Source organism: Burkholderia sp. WTPI3, assembly GCF_021483755.1.
Lineage (GTDB): Bacteria > Pseudomonadota > Gammaproteobacteria > Burkholderiales > Burkholderiaceae > Burkholderia.
In genome coordinates this window covers 1-19,129 of record NZ_JAGIXF010000099.1, presented here as the reverse complement: position 1 = coordinate 19,129, position 19,129 = coordinate 1, and the positions used below count along the sequence as shown (strand labels likewise).

The 19,129-nt window shown below is 67.2% G+C and carries 14 protein-coding genes; 11 read left to right on the top strand and 3 right to left on the bottom strand.

Features of this window, described 5'->3' with window-relative positions:
* Nucleotides 1-51: 51 nt before the first annotated feature.
* From J7024_RS31840 to J7024_RS31830, 3 genes are all read left to right on the top strand, one after another.
* Complete coding sequence (locus tag J7024_RS31840) at nucleotides 52-1,845, top strand: right-handed parallel beta-helix repeat-containing protein (protein ID WP_124897676.1); 1,794 nt, start codon at nucleotides 52-54, stop codon at nucleotides 1,843-1,845.
* 193 nt (nucleotides 1,846-2,038) lie between these two features.
* Nucleotides 2,039-2,518, top strand: a complete 480-nt coding sequence (locus J7024_RS31835) for a universal stress protein (protein WP_124897677.1) — start codon at nucleotides 2,039-2,041, stop codon at nucleotides 2,516-2,518.
* A gap of 16 nt (nucleotides 2,519-2,534) precedes the next feature.
* Entirely contained in the window at nucleotides 2,535-2,726 is a 192-nt protein-coding gene (locus J7024_RS31830) for a DUF2964 family protein (RefSeq protein ID WP_098553791.1), read from the top strand.
* Nucleotides 2,727-2,742: 16 nt separating this feature from the next.
* Here the strand turns inward: J7024_RS31830 and J7024_RS31825 are convergent, their stop codons facing one another.
* The gene (locus tag J7024_RS31825) at nucleotides 2,743-3,927 is read right to left on the bottom strand and encodes a tetratricopeptide repeat protein (protein WP_234745795.1); all 1,185 of its coding nucleotides are present in this window, start codon (nucleotides 3,925-3,927) and stop codon (nucleotides 2,743-2,745) included.
* Nucleotides 3,928-4,368: 441 nt separating this feature from the next.
* Between J7024_RS31825 and J7024_RS31820 the strand changes: the two genes are divergently transcribed.
* The 8 genes from J7024_RS31820 (at nucleotide 4,369) to J7024_RS31785 (ending at nucleotide 16,120) form a co-directional block, all read left to right on the top strand.
* Nucleotides 4,369-8,142 carry a nitrate reductase subunit alpha gene (locus tag J7024_RS31820; protein WP_175787646.1) on the top strand — a complete coding sequence of 1,258 codons (3,774 nt, stop codon included), beginning with the start codon at nucleotides 4,369-4,371 and terminating at the stop codon, nucleotides 8,140-8,142.
* A complete protein-coding gene (narH, locus tag J7024_RS31815) occupies nucleotides 8,139-9,668 on the top strand; it encodes a nitrate reductase subunit beta (protein WP_124897680.1) in 1,530 nt (509 codons plus the stop codon). Before J7024_RS31820 ends, narH begins: the two co-directional genes overlap by 4 nt.
* Nucleotides 9,665-10,360: a nitrate reductase molybdenum cofactor assembly chaperone gene (gene narJ / locus J7024_RS31810; protein ID WP_124897681.1), complete on the top strand. Its 696-nt coding sequence runs from the start codon at nucleotides 9,665-9,667 to the stop codon at nucleotides 10,358-10,360. The genes narH and narJ overlap by 4 nt, the downstream gene beginning before the upstream one ends.
* 24 nt (nucleotides 10,361-10,384) lie before the next feature.
* Nucleotides 10,385-11,068, top strand: a complete 684-nt coding sequence (narI, locus tag J7024_RS31805) for a respiratory nitrate reductase subunit gamma (protein WP_124897682.1) — start codon at nucleotides 10,385-10,387, stop codon at nucleotides 11,066-11,068.
* 9 nt (nucleotides 11,069-11,077) lie between these two features.
* The gene (locus J7024_RS31800; RefSeq protein ID WP_175751882.1) at nucleotides 11,078-11,866 is read left to right on the top strand and encodes a peptidylprolyl isomerase; all 789 of its coding nucleotides are present in this window, start codon (nucleotides 11,078-11,080) and stop codon (nucleotides 11,864-11,866) included.
* A gap of 15 nt (nucleotides 11,867-11,881) precedes the next feature.
* Nucleotides 11,882-13,147 carry an MFS transporter gene (locus J7024_RS31795; protein ID WP_124897684.1) on the top strand — a complete coding sequence of 422 codons (1,266 nt, stop codon included), beginning with the start codon at nucleotides 11,882-11,884 and terminating at the stop codon, nucleotides 13,145-13,147.
* A 111-nt stretch (nucleotides 13,148-13,258) separates the two neighbouring features.
* Entirely contained in the window at nucleotides 13,259-14,995 is a 1,737-nt protein-coding gene (locus tag J7024_RS31790; RefSeq protein ID WP_124897685.1) for a site-specific integrase, read from the top strand.
* 213 nt (nucleotides 14,996-15,208) lie between these two features.
* Complete coding sequence (locus tag J7024_RS31785) at nucleotides 15,209-16,120, top strand: hypothetical protein (protein ID WP_124897686.1); 912 nt, start codon at nucleotides 15,209-15,211, stop codon at nucleotides 16,118-16,120.
* A 16-nt stretch (nucleotides 16,121-16,136) separates the two neighbouring features.
* On the opposite strand, the gene J7024_RS31780 is transcribed toward J7024_RS31785, so the two are convergent.
* On the bottom strand, nucleotides 16,137-18,311 hold the full coding sequence (locus J7024_RS31780) for a DUF4132 domain-containing protein (RefSeq protein WP_175770641.1): 2,175 nt from the start codon (nucleotides 18,309-18,311) through the stop codon (nucleotides 16,137-16,139).
* A complete protein-coding gene (locus J7024_RS31775) occupies nucleotides 18,308-18,676 on the bottom strand; it encodes a helix-turn-helix domain-containing protein (protein ID WP_124897688.1) in 369 nt (122 codons plus the stop codon). Before J7024_RS31775 ends, J7024_RS31780 begins: the two co-directional genes overlap by 4 nt.
* Between the last annotated feature and the right edge of the window lie 453 nt (nucleotides 18,677-19,129).

The window sequence follows — 19,129 nt, the reverse complement described above, 5'->3', positions numbered from 1 at the left end:
TGCGGTCGATCCGGTGCCGGATAACGCATGCAACATTTCGGGAGACTCACGTTGAAACACTGGAAGATGGTGGTCGCGCCGCTCGTCGGCGCACTTGCCGCATGCGGCGGCGGAGAATCGCCGGACGGCGCGGCAGTCACCGGGCAGCAACTGGCTGCCGCGCCTGCTGCGGGGCAGCAGGCCGGCACGACGCCGGGCACGCTGTACGTCGATTGTTCGTCGAGCGGCAACGGTAACGGCAACGCGAAAGCCTCGCCCGCGACGCTCGGCACGCCGGCCCATCCGGTCGACGATCTCGCCACGCTGAACCGGATCGTGCTCTCACCCGGCACGCATGTGCGCTTCAAGCGCGGCACGACCTGCCACGGCAGCTTTTCGCCCGCGGCCGGCAGCACGGGCGCGGCCGGCGCGCCGATCGTCGTCGACGCGTACGGCGATCCGAAAGCGCCGCGGCCCGTCATTGCGGCCGGCTGCACCGATGCCGCGACCGACCCCGGCCAATCGATCACCGAGCAGCACAAGACGGTGAGCGGGTTCAGCGGCTATTACTCGCTGTGCAAGTCGGACAACCCGACCGTGAACCGCGCGGCGATCTATCTGTACAACACGCAGTACTGGGACATCCGCTCGCTCGAGCTGACCAACGATGCGACGACGCCCGGTGGGCGCCTCGGGTTGTATGTGCGGCTCGAGGATTACGGCACGGGCAGCCACTATCACGTCGACGACGTGTACGTGCATCACGTTCGTGGTTATCTGCAGGACGTCGCCGGCAATACGGTCGGCTCGTACAAGACGACGGGCGGGATGCTGTTCGAGGTGACGCGCGACAACGAGGTGGTCGGTACGAAGGAGAAACCGACCGGCTTCGACGACATCGCGGTCGAGAACAGCGAGATCTACAACGTCGACGCGGTCGCGCTGTCGACCCGTTCCGCGTGGATGTGCCGCGCGGGCGGCGCGCCGTGCGGCGACTATCCGCCGTACAAGGGCAACCCGGCGTACCTCACGAATCCGGCCACGCAGGCGGAATCGGAGTATTTCCCGATGACGCGCGTCGTGTTGCGCAACAACCTGATCCACAACGTCGGCGGTGACGGCATCATCGTGCGCACCGCAACCGCGCCGGTCGTCGAGGCGAACCACCTGTACGACATCTGGATGCGCGCGCCGGGCAACAGTGCCGGTGCGTGGGCGATCAACACCGACGATGCGCTGTTCCGCTACAACGAAGTCAACGGCGTTCGACTCCAGAACAACATCGAAGCCGGCGACGGGATGGCGTTCGACGCGGATCTCGGCACGCGCAATACGCGGGTGACCGCGAACTTCAGCCACGACAACGACGGCGGGCTGATGCTGTTCTGCGGATGCGGGTCCGACGGGCTGGGCCACGTCGCGCAGGAAACCGGCGCAATCGTCGACAACAACCTGAGCCTGAACGACAAGCGACGCATCATCTCCGCCGCCGGGTCGGCCGATTCCGTCGTGCGCGACAACGTCGTGATCGCGCGCACACCGGGCCTCGTGACGCCGATCGTCGAGAACCTCAGCTACGCGAACGCGTTCCAGGTGACCGGCAACCGCTTCTACAACGCATCGGAGAGCGGCGCGATCTTCCGGACGAGGAATCCGCAAGGTAGCTACGCGAACATCCTGTGGAGCGGCAACGCGTACTTCGGTTACGCGGCGGATCCCGAGTTCGCCGGGCCGAACTATCGTCATGGCGCCGAGCCCGATACGGTCCAGCCATTCGCCGGGCAGAACGTCGACGCGGTAGCCGATGCCTGGTTCGTGGCGAGCGGGTTCGACCGGAACCGGTATCGCGCGCCGCGCGTGCACTGACGGTACGGGCGGGTATGCCGATGCGCGGCGACGGCCGACGCTGGGGCCTGCGACCTGCTGCCCGCGTCAGCGGGTCGCAGGCCGGACGTCCGCCCGGTTTGATCGCCGTCAACCTTCGAACCCGCCACCCGCCGATGATGGTGACATGGCCGCCGCGCTACCGCGCGCGGCAACTCACCCCAGCGAGGTTCGCATGTACGAGAAGATCATGGTGGCCGTCGACGGCAGCGCTTCGTCGAAGCGGGCCCTGGCCGAGGCAGTGAAGGTGGCGCTGGCTGCCGGCGCGCACGTCAGCGTCGTATACGTGGTCGACAAGTCGGTGCTGTTCACGTATGCCGGCCGTTTCGATCCGCATACGCTCATCGATGAAATTCGCGAAGACGGCATCAAGGTGCTGCGCGAGGCCGAGCAGATCATCGCGCTGGCCGGCGCGAAGGGCGACGCCGAGCTGGTTGAGACCGAAAGCATCGGCGAAGACATCGCCGAGCGTCTGCAACGCTACGTGAAGGAACGCGGGATCGATCTCGCGGTGGTCGGCACGCACGGGCGGCGCGGGTTCCGGCGCGTGCTGCTCGGCAGCGTCGCCGAGCGTTTCCTGCGCGGCTCGAACTGCCCGGTGCTGCTGATTCGCGGCGACGATGCCGACGTTCCGGCCGCCGCCGCTGCGGCCTGATGCGGCGGGAGACGCGATGATACGTCGCCAGTACCGGATCGTCGTCGCGGCGATAGCCGTGTTCGTGTCGCTCGCGGGGATGATGGCCGTCGTGAGCGGGCTGCTGTTCGATAATCCGATCGCGCTGCGCGGCGGCGCGATCGCGTTGATCGTCGGCGTGGCCGGTTTTGTCGTGATGCTCAACCCGGGGCCGAAAGGCGAAGGGTGACGCGATACGGACGCGGTTACGTGCCGCTCGTATCGGACGCCGCAGCTTGGTGCGGCTCGGCCTGCAGGTTCAATCGCTTCAACGTTTCCGCCAGTTCCGCATTCTTCGGCTCGACCTTGCGCGCCTGCGCGAACGCATCGCGCGCTTCATCCTGCCGCCCCAGCTTCCACAGCACTTCCCCCTTGTGCGTCAGGCCGGTCGCCCATGCGTCGCGCGCGCTGCCGTCGCCGTCGTTGTCCTTCGCGAAGATCGCGATCGAGCGGTCGAACCACACGAGCGCTTCGTCGTTGCGGCCGAGGCGGTACAGCGCCCAGCCCTTGCTGTCGAGCGCATACGCATCGTCCGGCGATTTCGCGAGATGCGCGTCGATCATCGCCAGCCCGCGATCGACTTCGATGCCGGCATCGACGAGCCGATAGCCGATGTCGTTCAGGTGGGTGTCGGGAATCTCACCGAGGTCGAGCACGGTGGCCACGCGGCCGGTGTCGCGTTCATCGATCGCGAGCGACAGCAGCTTGGCGACGATCTGTTGGCGCAATTCGCTGCCGAGCTGGTCGCCGTTGGTGACCAGGCTGCCGAGATATTGCGTGTACAGGTCCGGCGTGCCCGGTTCGTTCCCGCTGTTCGCAATGGCCGCACCGGGGCCCGCGCACCAGTCGGTGTCGGCCGTTCCGCCGAGCATCCCTGTGTAGAGATCGACGTTGCGCGGCGTACGCGATTGCGCGTAGTACGTGTAGCCGTTCGCATCCGAGTAGCCGCACGCCAGATACTCATGCGCCACGTCCAGCACGTACGGGAAGCCGCCGAGCGGCGTGTCGCCGGACGGGCCGACCAGCCGGAACGATTCGCCCAGGTCGCCTTCGCCGATGATCGGGTTGAACACCCATTGCTTTTGCGGATGCGATTTCGGCAGCCGGATCCGGACGGTGTGCCCGACGGCATCGGTCGTGCCGAAGATCACGCTGTCGTGCTGGCCCGGCTTGACGGGCAGGCCCGCGATGACCTGGCCGGGCAGGAACAGCCGGTACCGCGCGTTCGGCAGCGGCTGATGCGTGACGGGGTCGCGCAGCACGAACCGGTGAACGTAAGCGCCTTTGCCGAGCGACGCCGTCGGCGCGATCCAGGTGCGGGCGTGAGCGGCGGGCAGTGCGGCGCAGCCGATGGCGGCCGCAACGCATGCGGCGAAAAAGCGTGATGTCATGAGAATGCGGTTCTTGTATGTAAAGGCGTTATTGACCGACGGCCGGAAATACATCGAATGCGTTGCGCAGTCTTTTATGAACGGCGGGCTGCGGCCGGCCATTTCCAGTGGAAATCGCCGGGTCGTTCAGCGCAATTCGACACGGGTGACGCTGACGTCCCGTGGCGCGGGAAGCGAACGGGGCGACGGGACAGACGCGCTTCCCACGCGCAGCATAGCAGGCGAGACAGATCGGCCCCCATTTTCCGTCGTTGCGTCCGGACGAACGATACCCTGATTTGTATCAAGTCGTGATATGTTGACCCGAAAGACAATCCATTCGATCCGGACGAAAGAAATGAAGACGGACTGAACAGGCGAAATCCGATCGCTCGTTACAACCGGTATTTCGCCTCCTTAAATAATCAGGGTCTGCTAAAAGACCGGAAAAACGAGATCCCCATGAGCCACTTCCTGGATAGATTGCGTTATTTCTCCACCGCGAGGCCAACTTTCTCCGACGGACACGGCGCCGTCACGGACGAGGACCGGAAATGGGAAGACGGCTATCGGCTGCGCTGGCAGCACGACAAGATCGTCCGCTCGACCCACGGGGTGAACTGCACGGGCTCGTGCTCGTGGAAGGTCTACGTGAAAGGCGGGATCGTCACCTGGGAAACCCAGCAGACCGATTACCCGCGCACGCGCCCCGACATGCCGAACCACGAGCCGCGCGGCTGTTCGCGCGGCGCTTCGTACTCCTGGTATCTGTATAGCGCGAACCGTCTCAGGCATCCGATGGTGCGCAGCGTGCTGGTGAAGCTGTGGCGCGACCGTCGCCGCACGCTCGCGCCCGTCGAGGCATGGCGTTCGATCGTCGAGGACGACGACGCACGGCGTTCGTACCAGAGCCGCCGCGGGCTCGGCGGCTTCGTGCGTGCGAGCTGGGACGAGGTCAACGAGATCGTTGCGGCCGCAAACGTTTACACGGTCGAGCGGCACGGCCCCGACCGCGTGGTCGGCTTCTCGCCGATTCCGGCGATGTCGATGGTGTCGTACGCGGCAGGCTCGCGCTACCTGTCGCTGATCGGCGGCGTGTGTCTGAGCTTCTACGACTGGTATTGCGACCTGCCGCCCGCGTCGCCGCAGACCTGGGGCGAGCAGACCGACGTGCCGGAATCGGCCGACTGGTACAACTCGACGTTCATCATGATGTGGGGCTCGAATGTGCCGCAGACCCGCACGCCGGACGCGCACTTCCTCGTCGAGGCGCGCTATCGCGGCACCAAGGTCGTGTCGGTGTTCCCCGACTACGCGGAAGGCGCGAAGTTCGGTGATCTGTGGCTGCACCCGAAGCAGGGCACCGACGCGGCGCTCGCGCTCGCGATGGGCCACGTGATCCTGAAGGAGTTCCATCTCGCCGGGAAGAGCGACTACTTCATCGACTATTGCAAGCGCTATACGGACATGCCGTCGCTCGTGCGCCTCGTGTCGCACGGCGATGGCTACTTGCCCGAGCGCCTCGTGCGCGCGTCCGACTTCGACGATTCGCTCGACGAGGCGGCACATCCTGACTGGAAGACCGTGATGATCGACGATGCGACCGGCGAATTCGTCGTGCCGGTCGGCTCGGTCGGTTTTCGCTGGGGCCAGCAGGCGGACGCCGAAAAGGGCAAGTGGAACCTGCGCGGCGAGACCTCGAAGGGCGCGGCGTTGTCGCCACGGCTGTCGTGCACGGCCGCGCACGACGACGTCGTCGACGTGCTGTTCCCGTACTTCGGCAACCAGCCGCACGCGCACTTCAATTCGACGGAGCACGGCTCCGAGCTGTCGCGCCGGATCGGCGTGCGGCGCGTCGCGACGCGCAACGGCGAGATGCTGGTAGCGACCGTCTACGACCTGTTCGTCGCGAACTACGGGCTCGACCAGGGGCTCGGCGGGCGCGACGTGGCCGCGAGCTACGACGACGATCTGCCGTACACGCCGGCCTGGCAGGAAGCGATCACCGGCGTGAAGCGCGCGGACGTGATCTCGGTCGCGAGGCAGTTCGCGGAGAACGCGCACAAGACGCAGGGCAAGTCGATGGTGATCATCGGCGCGGGGATCAACCACTGGTTTCACATGGATATGTCGTACCGCGCGATCATCAACATGTTGATCATGTGCGGCTGCATCGGCAAGCCGGGCGGCGGCTGGTCGCACTACGTCGGCCAGGAGAAGCTGCGCCCGCAGACGGGCTGGACCGCGCTCGCGTTCGCGCTCGACTGGAACCGGCCGCCGCGTCACATGAACGCGACGTCGTTCTTCTACGCGCACACCGACCAGTGGCGCTACGACACGATGGACCCGAGCGCGCTGCTGTCGCCGTTCGCGGACAAGACGCAGTTCCACGGTTCGCCGATCGACTACAACGTGCGCGCCGAACGGATGGGCTGGCTCCCGTCGGCGCCGCAACTGTCGGTGAATCCGCTGAAGGTCGGCGCGAGCCTTGGCGACCCCGCGCAGGCGGGCGCCGACGTCGCGCGGCAACTGAAGGCCCGCACGCTGCAGATGGCATGCGAGGACCCCGACACACCGGACAACTTCCCGCGCAACCTGTTCGTGTGGCGCTCGAACCTGCTCGGCTCGTCGGGCAAGGGCCACGAATACTTCCTGAAGCACCTGCTCGGCACGACCAACGGCGTGCAGGGCAACGAACTCGGCGCGACGGGCAGCGCGCGTCCCGAGGAAGTGAAGTGGCACGACGACGCGCCGCGCGGCAAGCTCGACCTGCTCGTGACGCTCGACTTCCGGATGTCGACCACCTGCATGTATTCGGACGTCGTACTGCCGACCGCGACGTGGTACGAGAAGGACGACATGAACACGTCCGACATGCACCCGTTCATCCATCCGCTGTCGGCGGCGGTCGATCCCGCGTGGGAATCGAAGAGCGACTGGGAGATCTTCAAGGGCATCGCGAAGCGCTTCTCCGAGCTGTGCGACGGGCATCTCGGCGTCGAACGCGACGTCGTGCTCGCACCGATCGCGCACGATACTCCGGGCGAACTCGCGCAGCCGTTCGACGTGCAGGACTGGAGGCGCGGCGAATGCGAGCCGGTGCCGGGGCGCACGATGCCGGCGGTGATTGCCGTCGAGCGCGACTATCCGAACACATACGCGCGCTTCACGTCGCTCGGCCCGCTGATGGACAAGCTCGGCAACGGGGGCAAGGGCATCGGCTGGGATACGAAGGACGAAGTGAAGCTGCTCGGCGAACTCAACTACAGGGTCGCTGGCGGCGCCGCGCAGGGCCGTCCCCGCATCGACACCGCGCTCGATGCGGCCGAGGTGATCCTCGCGCTCGCGCCGGAAACCAACGGGGAAGTCGCGGTGAAGGCGTGGCGCGCGCTGTCCGGCATCACGGGCATCGATCACACGCATCTGGCCGTCGCGCGCGAGGACGAGAAGATCCGCTTCCGCGACATCCAGGCGCAACCGCGCAAGATCATCTCGTCACCGACGTGGAGCGGGATCGAGTCCGAGCACGTGTCGTACAACGCGGGCTACGTGAACGTGCACGAGCTGGTGCCGTGGCGCACGCTGACGGGCCGTCAGCAGCTGTACCAGGATCACCCGTGGATGCGCGCGTTCGGCGAATCGCTGTGCGCGTACAAGCCGCCGATCGATACGGGCAGCTACGCGCACATGGTCGGAAAGCGCTCGAACGGCAACCCCGAGCGCGTGCTGAATTTCCTGACGCCGCATCAGAAGTGGGGGATCCACAGCACGTATACGGACAACCTTCTGATGCTGACGCTGTCGCGCGGCGGCCCGATCGTGTGGATGTCGGAGGACGACGCGAAGGCGATCGGCGCGATCGATAACGACTGGATCGAGTGCTACAACTCGAACGGCGCGTTGTGCGCGCGGGCCGTCGTGAGCCAGCGGATTCCGTCCGGGATGGTGATGATGTACCACGCGCAGGAGAAGATCGTGAACACGCCGGGATCGGAAATTACCGGCACGCGAGGCGGCATCCACAACTCGGTCACGCGCATCGCGCTGAAGCCGACCCATATGATCGGCGGCTATGCGCAACTGTCGTACGGTTTCAACTACTACGGCACGGTCGGTTCGAATCGCGACGAGTTCCTGATCGTGCGCAAGATGAACAGGATCGACTGGCTCGACGGAGAAGAAACCGCGGTCGACCCCACAACGCAACACGCGGTTCGGGCTGGAGAAACGTCATGAAAGTACGTGCACAGATCGCGATGGTGCTGAACCTCGACAAGTGTATCGGGTGCCATACCTGCTCGGTGACCTGCAAGAACGTGTGGACCAGCCGCGAAGGAATGGAATACGCGTGGTTCAACAACGTCGAGACCAAGCCCGGCATCGGCTATCCGAAGGACTGGGAGAACCAGGACCGCTGGCGCGGTGGCTGGCAGCGGCGCGCCGACGGCAGGATCGAGCCGCGCCTCGGCGGCAAGTGGCGGTTGCTCGCGCAGATCTTCGCGAACCCGCACCTGCCGGAGATCGACGACTACTACGAGCCGTTCACGTTCGACTACGGCCATCTGCAGGAAGCCGGCAACACGCGTGCGATGCCTGTCGCGCGGCCGCGCTCGCTGATCAGCGGCCAGCGGCTCGAGAAGATCGAGTGGGGGCCGAACTGGGAGGAAATCCTCGGCGGCGAGTTCGAGAAGCGCGCCAAGGACTACAACTTCGAGTCGGTGCAGAAGGACATCTACGGGCAGTTCGAGAACACCTTCATGATGTACCTGCCGCGCCTCTGCGAGCATTGCCTGAACCCGGCGTGCGTCGCGTCGTGTCCGTCGGGCTCGATCTACAAGCGCGAGGAGGACGGCATCGTGCTGATCGACCAGGACAAGTGCCGCGGCTGGCGCATGTGCGTGTCGGGATGCCCGTACAAGAAGATTTACTACAACTGGCAGAGCGGCAAGGCCGAGAAGTGCATCTTCTGCTATCCGCGCATCGAAGCCGGCCAGCCGACCGTCTGTTCGGAAACCTGCGTGGGCCGCATCCGCTATCTGGGCGTGCTGCTGTACGACGCCGACCGGATCGGCGAAGCCGCCAGCGTGGAGAACGAGCAGGACCTGTACGAAGCGCAACTGTCTCTGTTCCTCGATCCGGAGGATCCGGCCGTGATCGCGCAGGCCGAGCTCGATGGGGTACCTGCCGCATGGATCGACGCCGCGCGGCGTTCTCCGACCTACAGGATGGCAATCGACTGGAAGATCGCGTTCCCGCTGCATCCGGAATACCGGACGCTGCCGATGGTCTGGTACGTGCCGCCGCTGTCGCCGATCAACTCGGCCGCGAACAGCGGCGCGCTCGGGATGAACGGCTATCTGCCGGACGTCGAATCGCTGCGCATTCCGCTGCGGTATCTGGCGAACCTGCTGACGGCCGGCGACGAAGCGCCCGTGAAGCTTGCACTCGAACGGCTGCTTGCGATGCGGGCGTTCATGCGGGCGCGTCACGTCGACGGCATCGATGCGCGCGGCGTGCTCGACCAGGTCGGGCTGTCGCTCGCTCAGGTCGAGGAGATGTATCGCTATCTTGCGATCGCAAACTACGAGGATCGTTTCGTTATCCCGACGACGCATCGCGAGTATGCGGAGAACGCATACGACCTGCGCGCGTCGTGCGGTTTCTCGTTCGGCAACGGCTGCTCCGACGGCCGTTCTGAAGCGAGCCTGTTCAGCCCGAAGAGGGGCTCGAGAACCATTCCGATCCACGAGGCGTCCCGATGAGCAACGCACCCGACCCGACCTATGCGGCGTTCGCCGCGTTGCTCGACTATCCCGACGAAGCGCTCGTCGACGTGCTCGATTCGATCGAAACCCACCTGCGTGAAGCTGCGCGCATGCCGAAAGCGGTGCGCGCGGGCCTCGACCGGTTCTTCTCGTACGTGCGCGAGCGCGACCTGCTGACGTTGCAGGAGAACTATGTCGCGCTGTTCGATCGCGGCCGCGCGACGTCGCTGCACCTGTTCGAGCACGTGCATGGAGAATCGCGCGATCGCGGCCAGGCGATGGTCGACCTGCTGCAGATGTACGAGCGGAATGGGCTGGCGCTGAACCCGGGCGAGCTGCCCGATTATCTGCCCGTGTTCCTCGAATACCTGTCGCGGCTGCCGGCGTCCGACGCCCGCAACCTGCTCGGCGAGACCGGCGAGATCCTGCGCGCGCTGGTCGGCCAGCTTGTGCAGCGCGGCAGCCATTACAGCTTCGTCGTCGGCGCGCTGCTGCCGCTGGCTGGCCTCGCGCCGGTCGACGCGCCGGCCGCCGCGGACGACGACGTCGCCGCCGAGCGGCCGAGCGCCGACGATTACCGCGCGCTCGACGCGTCGTATGCGGATGAAGCGGTGCGCTTCGTCGGCGCGGTCACGCCTGCCGAGCAGACGGTGCGGTTCCACGACAAGCGGCCGGCCCGCGGCGCGTAAGCGCGGGCCCAACTGGGGAAAGACATGGACGCTTACCTGCATCAGTTCCTGTTCGGGATCTACCCGTACATCTGTCTCGCGGTGCTGCTGGTCGGTAGCCTGATCCGCTTCGATCGCGATCAATACACGTGGAAAAGCGATTCGTCGCAACTGCTGCGCCACGGGATGCTGCGGCTCGGCAGCAACCTGTTCCACTGGGGCATCCTCGTCGTCGTGCTCGGGCACTTCGCGGGCTTCCTCGCACCGCACTGGCTCGTATCGCCGTTCCTGTCGGCGTCCGGGCACCAGCTCGTCGCGATGGTGGCGGGCGGCGCGGCCGGCGTTGCGGCGATCCTCGGGCTGACGATCCTGATCTGGCGCCGCCTCGGCGATGCGCGCATCCGCAACAACAGCCGCAAGTCCGACATCCTGATCGTGCTGATGCTGTGGGCGCAGCTCGCGCTCGGGCTTGGCACTGTCGTGCTGTCGATGCGCCACATGGACGGCGCGATGTTCGAGCAGCTCACCGACTATGTGAAGGGCGTCGTCACGTTCAGGCCGGACATCCCGAGCCTGCTTGTCGGCGTGCCGCTGACGTACCGGCTGCATATCCTGCTCGGCTTCACGATCTTCCTCGTGTCGCCGTTCACGCGGATGGTGCATATCTGGAGCGGCCTCGCCTCGGTTGCGTACCTGATCCGGCCGTATCAACTCGTGCGCAAGCGCTAAGGAGTCGGCATGAACGACGTTCTCTCCGATATTGCTGCGGTGCCGTTGATCATCAACGGCGTCGAGATCGACGCGGCTTCGATCGCGGCAGAAGCCCGGCATTACGACGATGCAGCCGATCCGCGCGATGCGGCGCGGCATGCGCTTGCGGTGCGCGAGCTGCTGCGGCAGCGCGCGGTGTCGCTCGCGTTGATCGAAGAAGGTGCGCCGCTCGACGATGCCGCGGTCGATACGCTGCTCGAACACGAACTCACGCACGTTCCCGAACCGGATCGCGCCGATTGCGAGCGCTACTACGCGCAGCATCCGGCGCGCTTTCGCCGCAACGACATTGTCTATGCGAGCCACGTGCTGTTCGCGGTGACCGACCGCGTGCCGCTCGCGCCGCTGCGGCAGCGCGCGGAACGTGCACTCGCCGACGTGGTGGCAGCGCCCGACACGTTCGAAGCCGTTGCGCGCGCAACGTCGAACTGCCCGTCGGCGCAAGTCGGCGGCAGCCTCGGGCAACTGCTGCGCGGCGACACCGTTCCGGAATTCGAGGTCGCGCTGTTCGAGTCGGATGGGCTCGGCGTGCTGCCGAGGCTCGTCAATACGCGCTTCGGCTTTCACATCGTCAGGATCGAGCGGCGCGTGCCCGGCGACAGCGTGCCGTTCGACGAAGCGGCCGGCCAGATTGCCGTCTACCTGTCGGAGCGTGTGCGGCAGCAGGCGATGCGGCAGTACGTGGCGATACTCGCGGGCGGCGCGCGGGTCGAAGGCGTGAGCTTCGACGGCGCGAACGGGCCGCTCGTCCAATGAATCGGGGTTTTGCAAATGGCAACTCAACAAGGTAACGCCGGCTTGGCGGTGGACCCGCAGGCCATCCCGCTGCGCGCATGGTCGGTGCTGGCAGCGAGTACGCTCGCGTTCATGGTGTGTTTTGTCGTGTGGATGATGTTCGGCGTGCTCGGCGTGCAGCTGCGCACCGATCTCGGGCTGAACAGCACCGAGTTCGGGCTGCTCACGTCGACACCGGTGCTGACCGGCGCGCTGATGCGCTTGCCGCTCGGCACCTGGACCGACCGCTTCGGCGGCCGCATCGTGATGACGGTGCTGCTCGTCGTATGCGCGATTCCCGTCTACATCGTCAGTTACGCGACGCAGTTCTGGCAGTTCCTGCTGATCGGGCTGTTCCTCGGCTGCGTCGGCGCTTCGTTCGCGGTCGGCACGCCGTACGTCGCGCGTTTTTTCCCGCCGAAGCGGCGCGGGCTCGCGATGGGTGTGTTCGGCGCGGGCACGTGTGGCGCGGCGGTCAACCTGTTCGTCACGCCGCTGCTGCTCGCCGCATACGGCTGGCGCTTCGTGCCGCGCGTCTACGCTGTCGCGTTGCTCGTCACGGCCGCGATCTTCTGGTTCGCGTCGGCACCCGATCCTGGCGCGGGCAAGCAGGGCGGCTCGATTCTCGACTCGTTCAAGGTGCTGCGCGATCCGCGCGTGTGGCGGCTGTGCCAGTACTACTCGATCACGTTCGGCGGCTTCACCGCACTGTCGCTGTGGATCCCGCAGTACTTGAAGAGCGAATACGGGATGTCGCTCGTGATGGCGTCGGCGTTCGCTGCCGGCTTCTCGCTGCCGGGCTCCGTGCTGCGCGCGCTCGGCGGCGCGCTGTCCGACCGATTCGGCGCGCATGCGGTCACGTGGTGGGGGCTGTGGGTCGCATGGATCGCGCTGTTCCTGCTGTCGTATCCGGCCACCGACTTCGTGATTCACACGATCGACGGCACCTCGACGCTGAATGTCGCGATGCCGGCAGCCGGCTTCGTCGCGCTCACCTTCGTGCTCGGCGCGGTGTTCGCGCTCGGGATGGCGTCGACCTTCAAGTACGTCGCGGACGATTTCCCGGACAACATGGGCGTCGTCACGGGCATCGTCGGCCTCGCGGGCGGCCTCGGCGGCTTCCTGCTGCCGATCCTGTTCGGCGCGCTGCTCGACCTGCTGCGCGTGCGCACGACGTGCTTCATGTTCATGTACGGGATCGTGTGGGTGTCGCTGATTCTCATCTATCTGTCCGAAGTGCGGCGCACGCCCGTGATTGGCTGACGGGCTTCGTTCGACGGGCTCGCGCGATGCCGGGCGTTTCCGGCCTCGCGTCGATGTTTCACCGCGAGGCAGGCGTTTTCCGCCGCGCGCAGTTCTGTCAAACTGACGTCCATGAAACCGCGCCTCGCTTCACCGCCTTCCTCCGACTCCGCGCCTGCGCCCGCAGGCTTTCCCGACGCCGACGAACTGGCCGCGCTGCGTGCGTGGTACGCGGGCATGACCGTGCGCCGGGCGGTCGAGCGCTATCTGCCCGAGCGTCTCGGCGCCGGGCGGTCGGCGCGCGGCGTGATCGGCGGAATCCGCCGCCGCCTCGTGCGTATCGCGCGACAGGTGGGGCGTCCCGATCTCGCGGAGCAGCTCGGTCATGCCGACGGCGAACGCACGCAGATGGCCAGGGCGATGGCCGAGGCGATCGGCATGCTGCGTCATGCGCGCCCGCCGGTGCCGCAGATCAGCGACGACGTCGGCCTGTGGCTGCCCGCGCGGGCAGTGGTCGCGCTGCGCGCGCACGACATCGCGACGCTGGCCGACCTGACCGTGCGGATTCCGCGCCGGCGTCAGTGGTGGCGCGCGATCGCGGGGCTCGGGGTGGCGAGTGCGCGGCATGTCGAAGCGTTCTTCGCGGCACACCCCGAGTTGACCGAGCGCGCCCGTGCGCTGATTGCTGCCACGCCGCGCGGCAGCATCGTGCCGTGGGAGCACCTGAAGCTGCCGCACGAAGTCGACGGGTCGGCCGGCACGTTCCGCGCGCCACGTGCGACCAGCACGCTCGATGCGGACAACGATTACGCGGCCGTGCATGCATGGCTGTCGCTGCACGAATCGGCCGCGACGCGGCGTGCCTACCGGAAGGAGGCCGAGCGGCTGATCCTGTGGGCGATCGTCGAGCGTGGGCGCGCACTGTCGTCGCTGACGACCGAAGATGCGGTCGCCTATCGCGCGTTCTTGCGCAACCCGACGCCGCACGAGCGCTGGGTCGGCCCGGTGCGGCCGCGCGGCGCGCCGGACTGGCGGCCGTTCTCGGGCGGGCTGTCCGCGCGTTCGGCCGCGTATACGCTGTCGGTGCTCGGCGCGCTGTTTCGCTGGCTGATCGAGCAGCGCTACCTGCTCGCGAATCCGTTCGCGGGCGTCAAGGTGCGCGACACGCGCGGTGCGAATGCGCTCGACACGTCGCACGCGTTCACCGAAGGCGAGTGGCTGCTCGTGCGCACGATCGCGGACGGGCTCGAGTTTCGCAAGGACAAGTCGTCCAGCGCGCCGCAGTCCGGCTGGACGCCGGCCGCTGCGCAACGGCTGCGCTTCATCCTCGATTTCGGTTATGCGACCGGCCTGCGTGCGAGCGAACTGGTCGGCGCGACGCTCGGCGACATCGAGACGGACGCGCACGGCGATGCGTGGTTGAAGGTGATCGGCAAAGGCAGCAAGGCTGCGCGCGTCGCGCTGCCGCCGCTCGCGCGCACGGCGCTCGATCGTCATCTGGTCGCGCGGCGGCTGCCGGTGACGCCGGTGCGCTGGCGACCGGATACGCCGCTGATCGCGAGCCTCGCGGAAGACGGTGCGGCCGGGATCACGAGTGTGCGGCTGTGGAAGGTGATGCAGCGCTTCTTCGCGCAGACGGCCGCGCTCGTCGACGAGGACAATCCGGCGCTCGCGCAGAAGCTGCGGCAGGCGAGTCCGCACTGGATGCGGCACACGCATGCGACGCATGCGCTCGCGCGAGGCGCAGAGTTGACGACGGTGCGCGACAACCTGCGGCATGCGTCGATCTCGACGACGTCGATCTATCTGCACGGGGACGATGTGAAGCGGGCGCGGCAGATGTCGAGCGCATTTTCGGCAGACAAATAGCCGGGCATGTGCCGTTGCGGGCGAATCGCACGGAACGCCACGGCATCGGTCGCGGTCAGACGGTTTATCCGGCCACGCAGCGGCGCTTCGCATCGTCGCGGCCGTTGTGCCTGCAATCGACCGCGAATGGCCGGCGTCGCTGATCCGGGTCGCGGCCGCGTATCTTCCGTAAAAGAGGCGCGAGAGCCTCACGCACCCCGCTGGAGCACACGAATGGAGACATCCGGACACCCGCAACGATCGCGGCGCGCTCGCCACGCACGGCTCGCGCTCGTCGCCGCGCTTTGCCTGGGCTGGAGCGTGCTGTCGTTCGGCGCGAACGGCGCCGCCGCGCTGCTCGACCGCTATCACAGCCTCGGCGAGCAACTGAAGAACAACCCGTTCCATCGTCCGCTGTACCTCGAATCGTCCGAGGCTTCGTCATCGCTGAAGGGCGATATCTACGCCGTCGTCGACTATCCGTACTCCGTCGTGAGCGGCAAGCTGGACGATCCCGCGCAGGGCCCCGCGAACTGGTGCGCGGTGCTGATCCTGCACCTGAACACGAAGTATTGTCACGCGTCGACCGGCAGCAACGGCCCGGTGCTCGACGTGAATCTCGGCCGCAAGGTCGAGCAGAAGCTGTCGGAGACCTATCGCGTGCAGTTCCGCTACCGCGTGGCCGCCGCGACGTCCGACTATTTCCTGGTCGACCTGAGCGCCGACAGCGGCCCGATGGGCACGAAGGACTACCGGATCGCGCTGGAGGCCGTGCCGGTCGGCGCGTCGCGCACGTTCCTGCACCTGACGTATTCGTATGGCTTCGGCACGGTCGGCCGCATGGCGATGAAGACCTACCTCGCGACGATCGGCAGCGACAAGGTCGGGTTCACGCTCGCGAGCGGCGCGTCGGCCGCGCAGCCGCAATATATTGGCGGCGTGCGCGGGCTGCTGGAGCGCAACACGATGCGCTACTACCTTGCGATCGACGCGTATCTCGCGACGCTCGACAAGCCGCTCGACCAGCGCTTCGCGCGCTGGTTCGACGCGACCGAGCAGTATCCGCAGCAACTGCACGAGGTCGAGCGGAGCGCGTATCTGCAGATGAAAGCGCAGGAGGCGCAGCGGCAGCAGACGGCGCGATAGGCGTGCCGCTCGCCGCTCAGTCCGGCAATCCCGCCACGACATCGACGATCCGCTGCAGCAGCGCTTCGTCGTAAGGCAGCCACGGCACCGCGCGCAGCGGCGACGCCGGCGGTTCGACCTGCGTATCGACCGGCTCGCCGGCGCGCATCACGCGGCCGGTTGCGCAATGCACCGACCATTCGCCGACACGCAGATGGCGTTCGTCGAGCGCGATTCGCCCTTGCGCGATCGCGTCGGCGAACACGAGCGACAGCACGTGCCGGCGATGCGCCGCCATCACGCCCAGCGGCAGATCCGACAGCAGGTTCAGACGATTCCAGCGTTCCGCTTCCATCGCGCGGCGGCGCACCGGGTCCGTCGCGAGCGATGCGGTCGCGGCGCGCGTTGCGTCGTCGTCGAGCGCGAAGGCCGCCACGCTCACCAGCAGGTCGACTGCACGCGCCACTTCGGAGAACACGACCGGGTCGACCTCGCCGATCGGCACGGGCGCCCAATGGCGTTCGCGCCTGCGCTCGACCTGCAGCCTGCGCGACCTGCCGTGGCTGTCCGCGCCCGGATAGAGCGGGGCGTTGACGCCGAAGGTCGCCCGTATGTCGCCGAACTCGCGCACGAGCCCGTCGTCGTATGCGCGCAGCACCCATCCTTCGCTGCGCGCGACGCCGATCAGCGGCCGGGTCGCGAGCACGTGGCCTTCGAACATCGCGGACTCGCTCGCGGCGACGTCGCTATCGTCCGGCACGTAGAACTCGCGAAACGCCTGCCGGACCGGCTGACGGACCGCCTGGCCGACGATCGCGTGCTGCCACGCGAGCCGTTCGGCCGTGTCGGCGCGCAGCGGATGCCATAGCCGGATCTCGCCGTTGGTATCGATGTCGCACGGATTCCCGGCCGCGTCGCGCAGCACGACAGCGCCTTTCGCACTGTCGGGCATGAACGAGCGCGGCGTGCCGTCGGGCGCGCGCGCCTGCCAGATCATCCGCGTCGAGAATGCGGCGCCGGCCGGCGCATCGACGAGGCGTTCGCGCCATTCCGCGTAATCGAGCGTCATCGGCTGCCAGAAGCTTGCTTCCATGCAGACGGCCAGCATCGCGAGCTGCTTCTTGTCCGGTTTCGCGCCGAGCGTCATGCGCAGCGCGGTGCGCGGCCGCTCGCCGAGCGCGCGCTCGGCGGGCTTTACGTTACGCGCGAGCTTCTTCTGCACGCCCGCATGACGCACGGCGGCCAGCGCGTCGCGCAGCGCGCGTACGCTTTCCGGCGTCGGGATCGTCTCGATCGCGTGGCCGAGCGCGATCGCGAGCGATTGCGATGGCGCGGTCTTCGCGGCCGTGGGCGCGACGCATACGCCGCTCAGCAGCGGCCCGATCAGCGGGCGCAGCCACACTTCGTCGCGCCAGGCGGCCACGCGCGCCGCGCGTGCGACGACCTGCGCATCGTCGGTCGTGAACGCGCGATCGGCCTGATAAGGAACGGCGCCGGCATGGATCGCGGCGATCTGGTGCGCAGCCTCGACCAGCGCGTCGTGCGCGAACGCGACGTAGGCTGCGTCCTGCGCGAGCGTGACGGCCGGATCGTCGCCATCGATCCACAGCCGCTTCGGCGCGAAATAACCGTCGCGGGTCGCGGCGAGCGCAAGCAGCGACGCCGGCCCGAGTTCGGGAAGCACGTCGAGCTCGCGCACCCGAAACGGCGAATCGGCGAGCGACTGCGCCCAGGCTTCCCGCCGGGCCGAGAAATCGCGACGGCCCGCGAACCAGTCGAGCGCATAGGCGCCGTATGGCGATCCGGCACTCAGGCCCGGTTGCGGCGGCCCGTCCGCGATGCGTGCGAGTTCGGCCTGCAGCGCGGGCGATGGCAGTGCGTCGAGGTACGGCAATTCCTGCAGCGCGAGCGTCTGCGCGCCGGCCGGGATGGCGCGGAACAGTTCGAGCGCGGCATCGGCGCCGATCAGCGGCGCGATGCCGAGCGCTTCGATCTGCTCGCGCAGCCAGCGGACGAACCCGGCACGCGGATCGTCGCAGGCGAGTTCATGCTCGATGATCCGCCCCTCGGCGCGGCGTAGCGCCGGCCAGACCGCACCGAGCGCATGCGCGTCGAGTGCCGACAGGTCGATCGGCGTGCCGGTGAAGCCCGGGTGGTCGGCGGTGTCGGTCAGCCGCGCAACAAGCAGCGCGACGAGGGCGTCGTCACTCATGCGTCGGCGGCTCCCGGTCGGTGGGCGGTGTGGAATCGGCGGCCGTGACGCGTGACGTGTGGCGCGGGCCGCGCATCGACCTTGGCCGCACGCGCGTCGGCGCGACGGCGCGCCCGCGCCGTTTCCCGTTCGAGCAGTTCGCCGCCCGCCTCGGGCAGCTCGACGAGGACGCGCACGCCGAGCCGCTGCAGCAGTCCGAACACCTTGCCCCACTGGACGGTGTCCGCGCCGCGTTCGGCCTTGACCATGAAGGACTCGCTGACGCCGGCGTGCTCGGCCGCATCGTTCTGGCGCCATTTTTGCGCTTTGCGGGCGGCGCGAATCACGCCGCCGAGGTCGGATGCCTGTTCGATTGGGTGCTGCATGCCGAACTCCGTCGATAAAACCGTGCGATCGCAGAGTATTACACCTCGATCGCCGCCTGGCCGCCTTTTCATAAGACGTACAGTTCGCCGGAACGCTCTGATTGGTGTCGAACTGTACTCTTGTGTGCGTGTTCCATGTGTGTACTCCGGGCAAACTGTTCTGCTTTTAAGATCGAACCATCAAGTGCACAGTGCCGCGGACCCGGACTTCACGGGCCTCCCGGCGCATCTTCAAAAGCGAGCCACTGCGATGGAAAAGGCAAAACCGGAGGAAGCTATCAGGCATCACGACAGCCCGGTCGGCGGGCAGAACACGCGCGTTTCGGACGCGCACGAGGCCGCGGCGCGCATGCGCAGGCAGGCAAGGAGCGCGCGATGAAGCTCTACGAAAAACTCGCGGACGACATAGAGCGCCTGATCCGTCAGGGCGTGTACCGGCACGGCGACCGGATT

Excerpts from the sequence above, each read along its gene's own strand:
- narH (WP_124897680.1), top strand. The coding sequence starts at position 8,139 with ATGAAAGTACGTGCACAGATCGCGATGGTGCTGAACCTCGACAAGTGT.
- narJ (WP_124897681.1), top strand. The coding sequence starts at position 9,665 with ATGAGCAACGCACCCGACCCGACCTATGCGGCGTTCGCCGCGTTGCTC.
- J7024_RS31775 (WP_124897688.1), bottom strand. The coding sequence starts at position 18,676 with ATGCAGCACCCAATCGAACAGGCATCCGACCTCGGCGGCGTGATTCGC.
- J7024_RS31795 (WP_124897684.1), top strand. The coding sequence starts at position 11,882 with ATGGCAACTCAACAAGGTAACGCCGGCTTGGCGGTGGACCCGCAGGCC.
- J7024_RS31800 (WP_175751882.1), top strand. The coding sequence starts at position 11,078 with ATGAACGACGTTCTCTCCGATATTGCTGCGGTGCCGTTGATCATCAAC.
- J7024_RS31825 (WP_234745795.1), bottom strand. The coding sequence starts at position 3,927 with ATGACATCACGCTTTTTCGCCGCATGCGTTGCGGCCGCCATCGGCTGC.
- narI (WP_124897682.1), top strand. The coding sequence starts at position 10,385 with ATGGACGCTTACCTGCATCAGTTCCTGTTCGGGATCTACCCGTACATC.
- J7024_RS31780 (WP_175770641.1), bottom strand. The coding sequence starts at position 18,311 with ATGAGTGACGACGCCCTCGTCGCGCTGCTTGTTGCGCGGCTGACCGAC.
- J7024_RS31785 (WP_124897686.1), top strand. The coding sequence starts at position 15,209 with ATGGAGACATCCGGACACCCGCAACGATCGCGGCGCGCTCGCCACGCA.
- J7024_RS31830 (WP_098553791.1), top strand. The coding sequence starts at position 2,535 with ATGATACGTCGCCAGTACCGGATCGTCGTCGCGGCGATAGCCGTGTTC.
- J7024_RS31790 (WP_124897685.1), top strand. The coding sequence starts at position 13,259 with ATGAAACCGCGCCTCGCTTCACCGCCTTCCTCCGACTCCGCGCCTGCG.
- J7024_RS31820 (WP_175787646.1), top strand. The coding sequence starts at position 4,369 with ATGAGCCACTTCCTGGATAGATTGCGTTATTTCTCCACCGCGAGGCCA.
- J7024_RS31835 (WP_124897677.1), top strand. The coding sequence starts at position 2,039 with ATGTACGAGAAGATCATGGTGGCCGTCGACGGCAGCGCTTCGTCGAAG.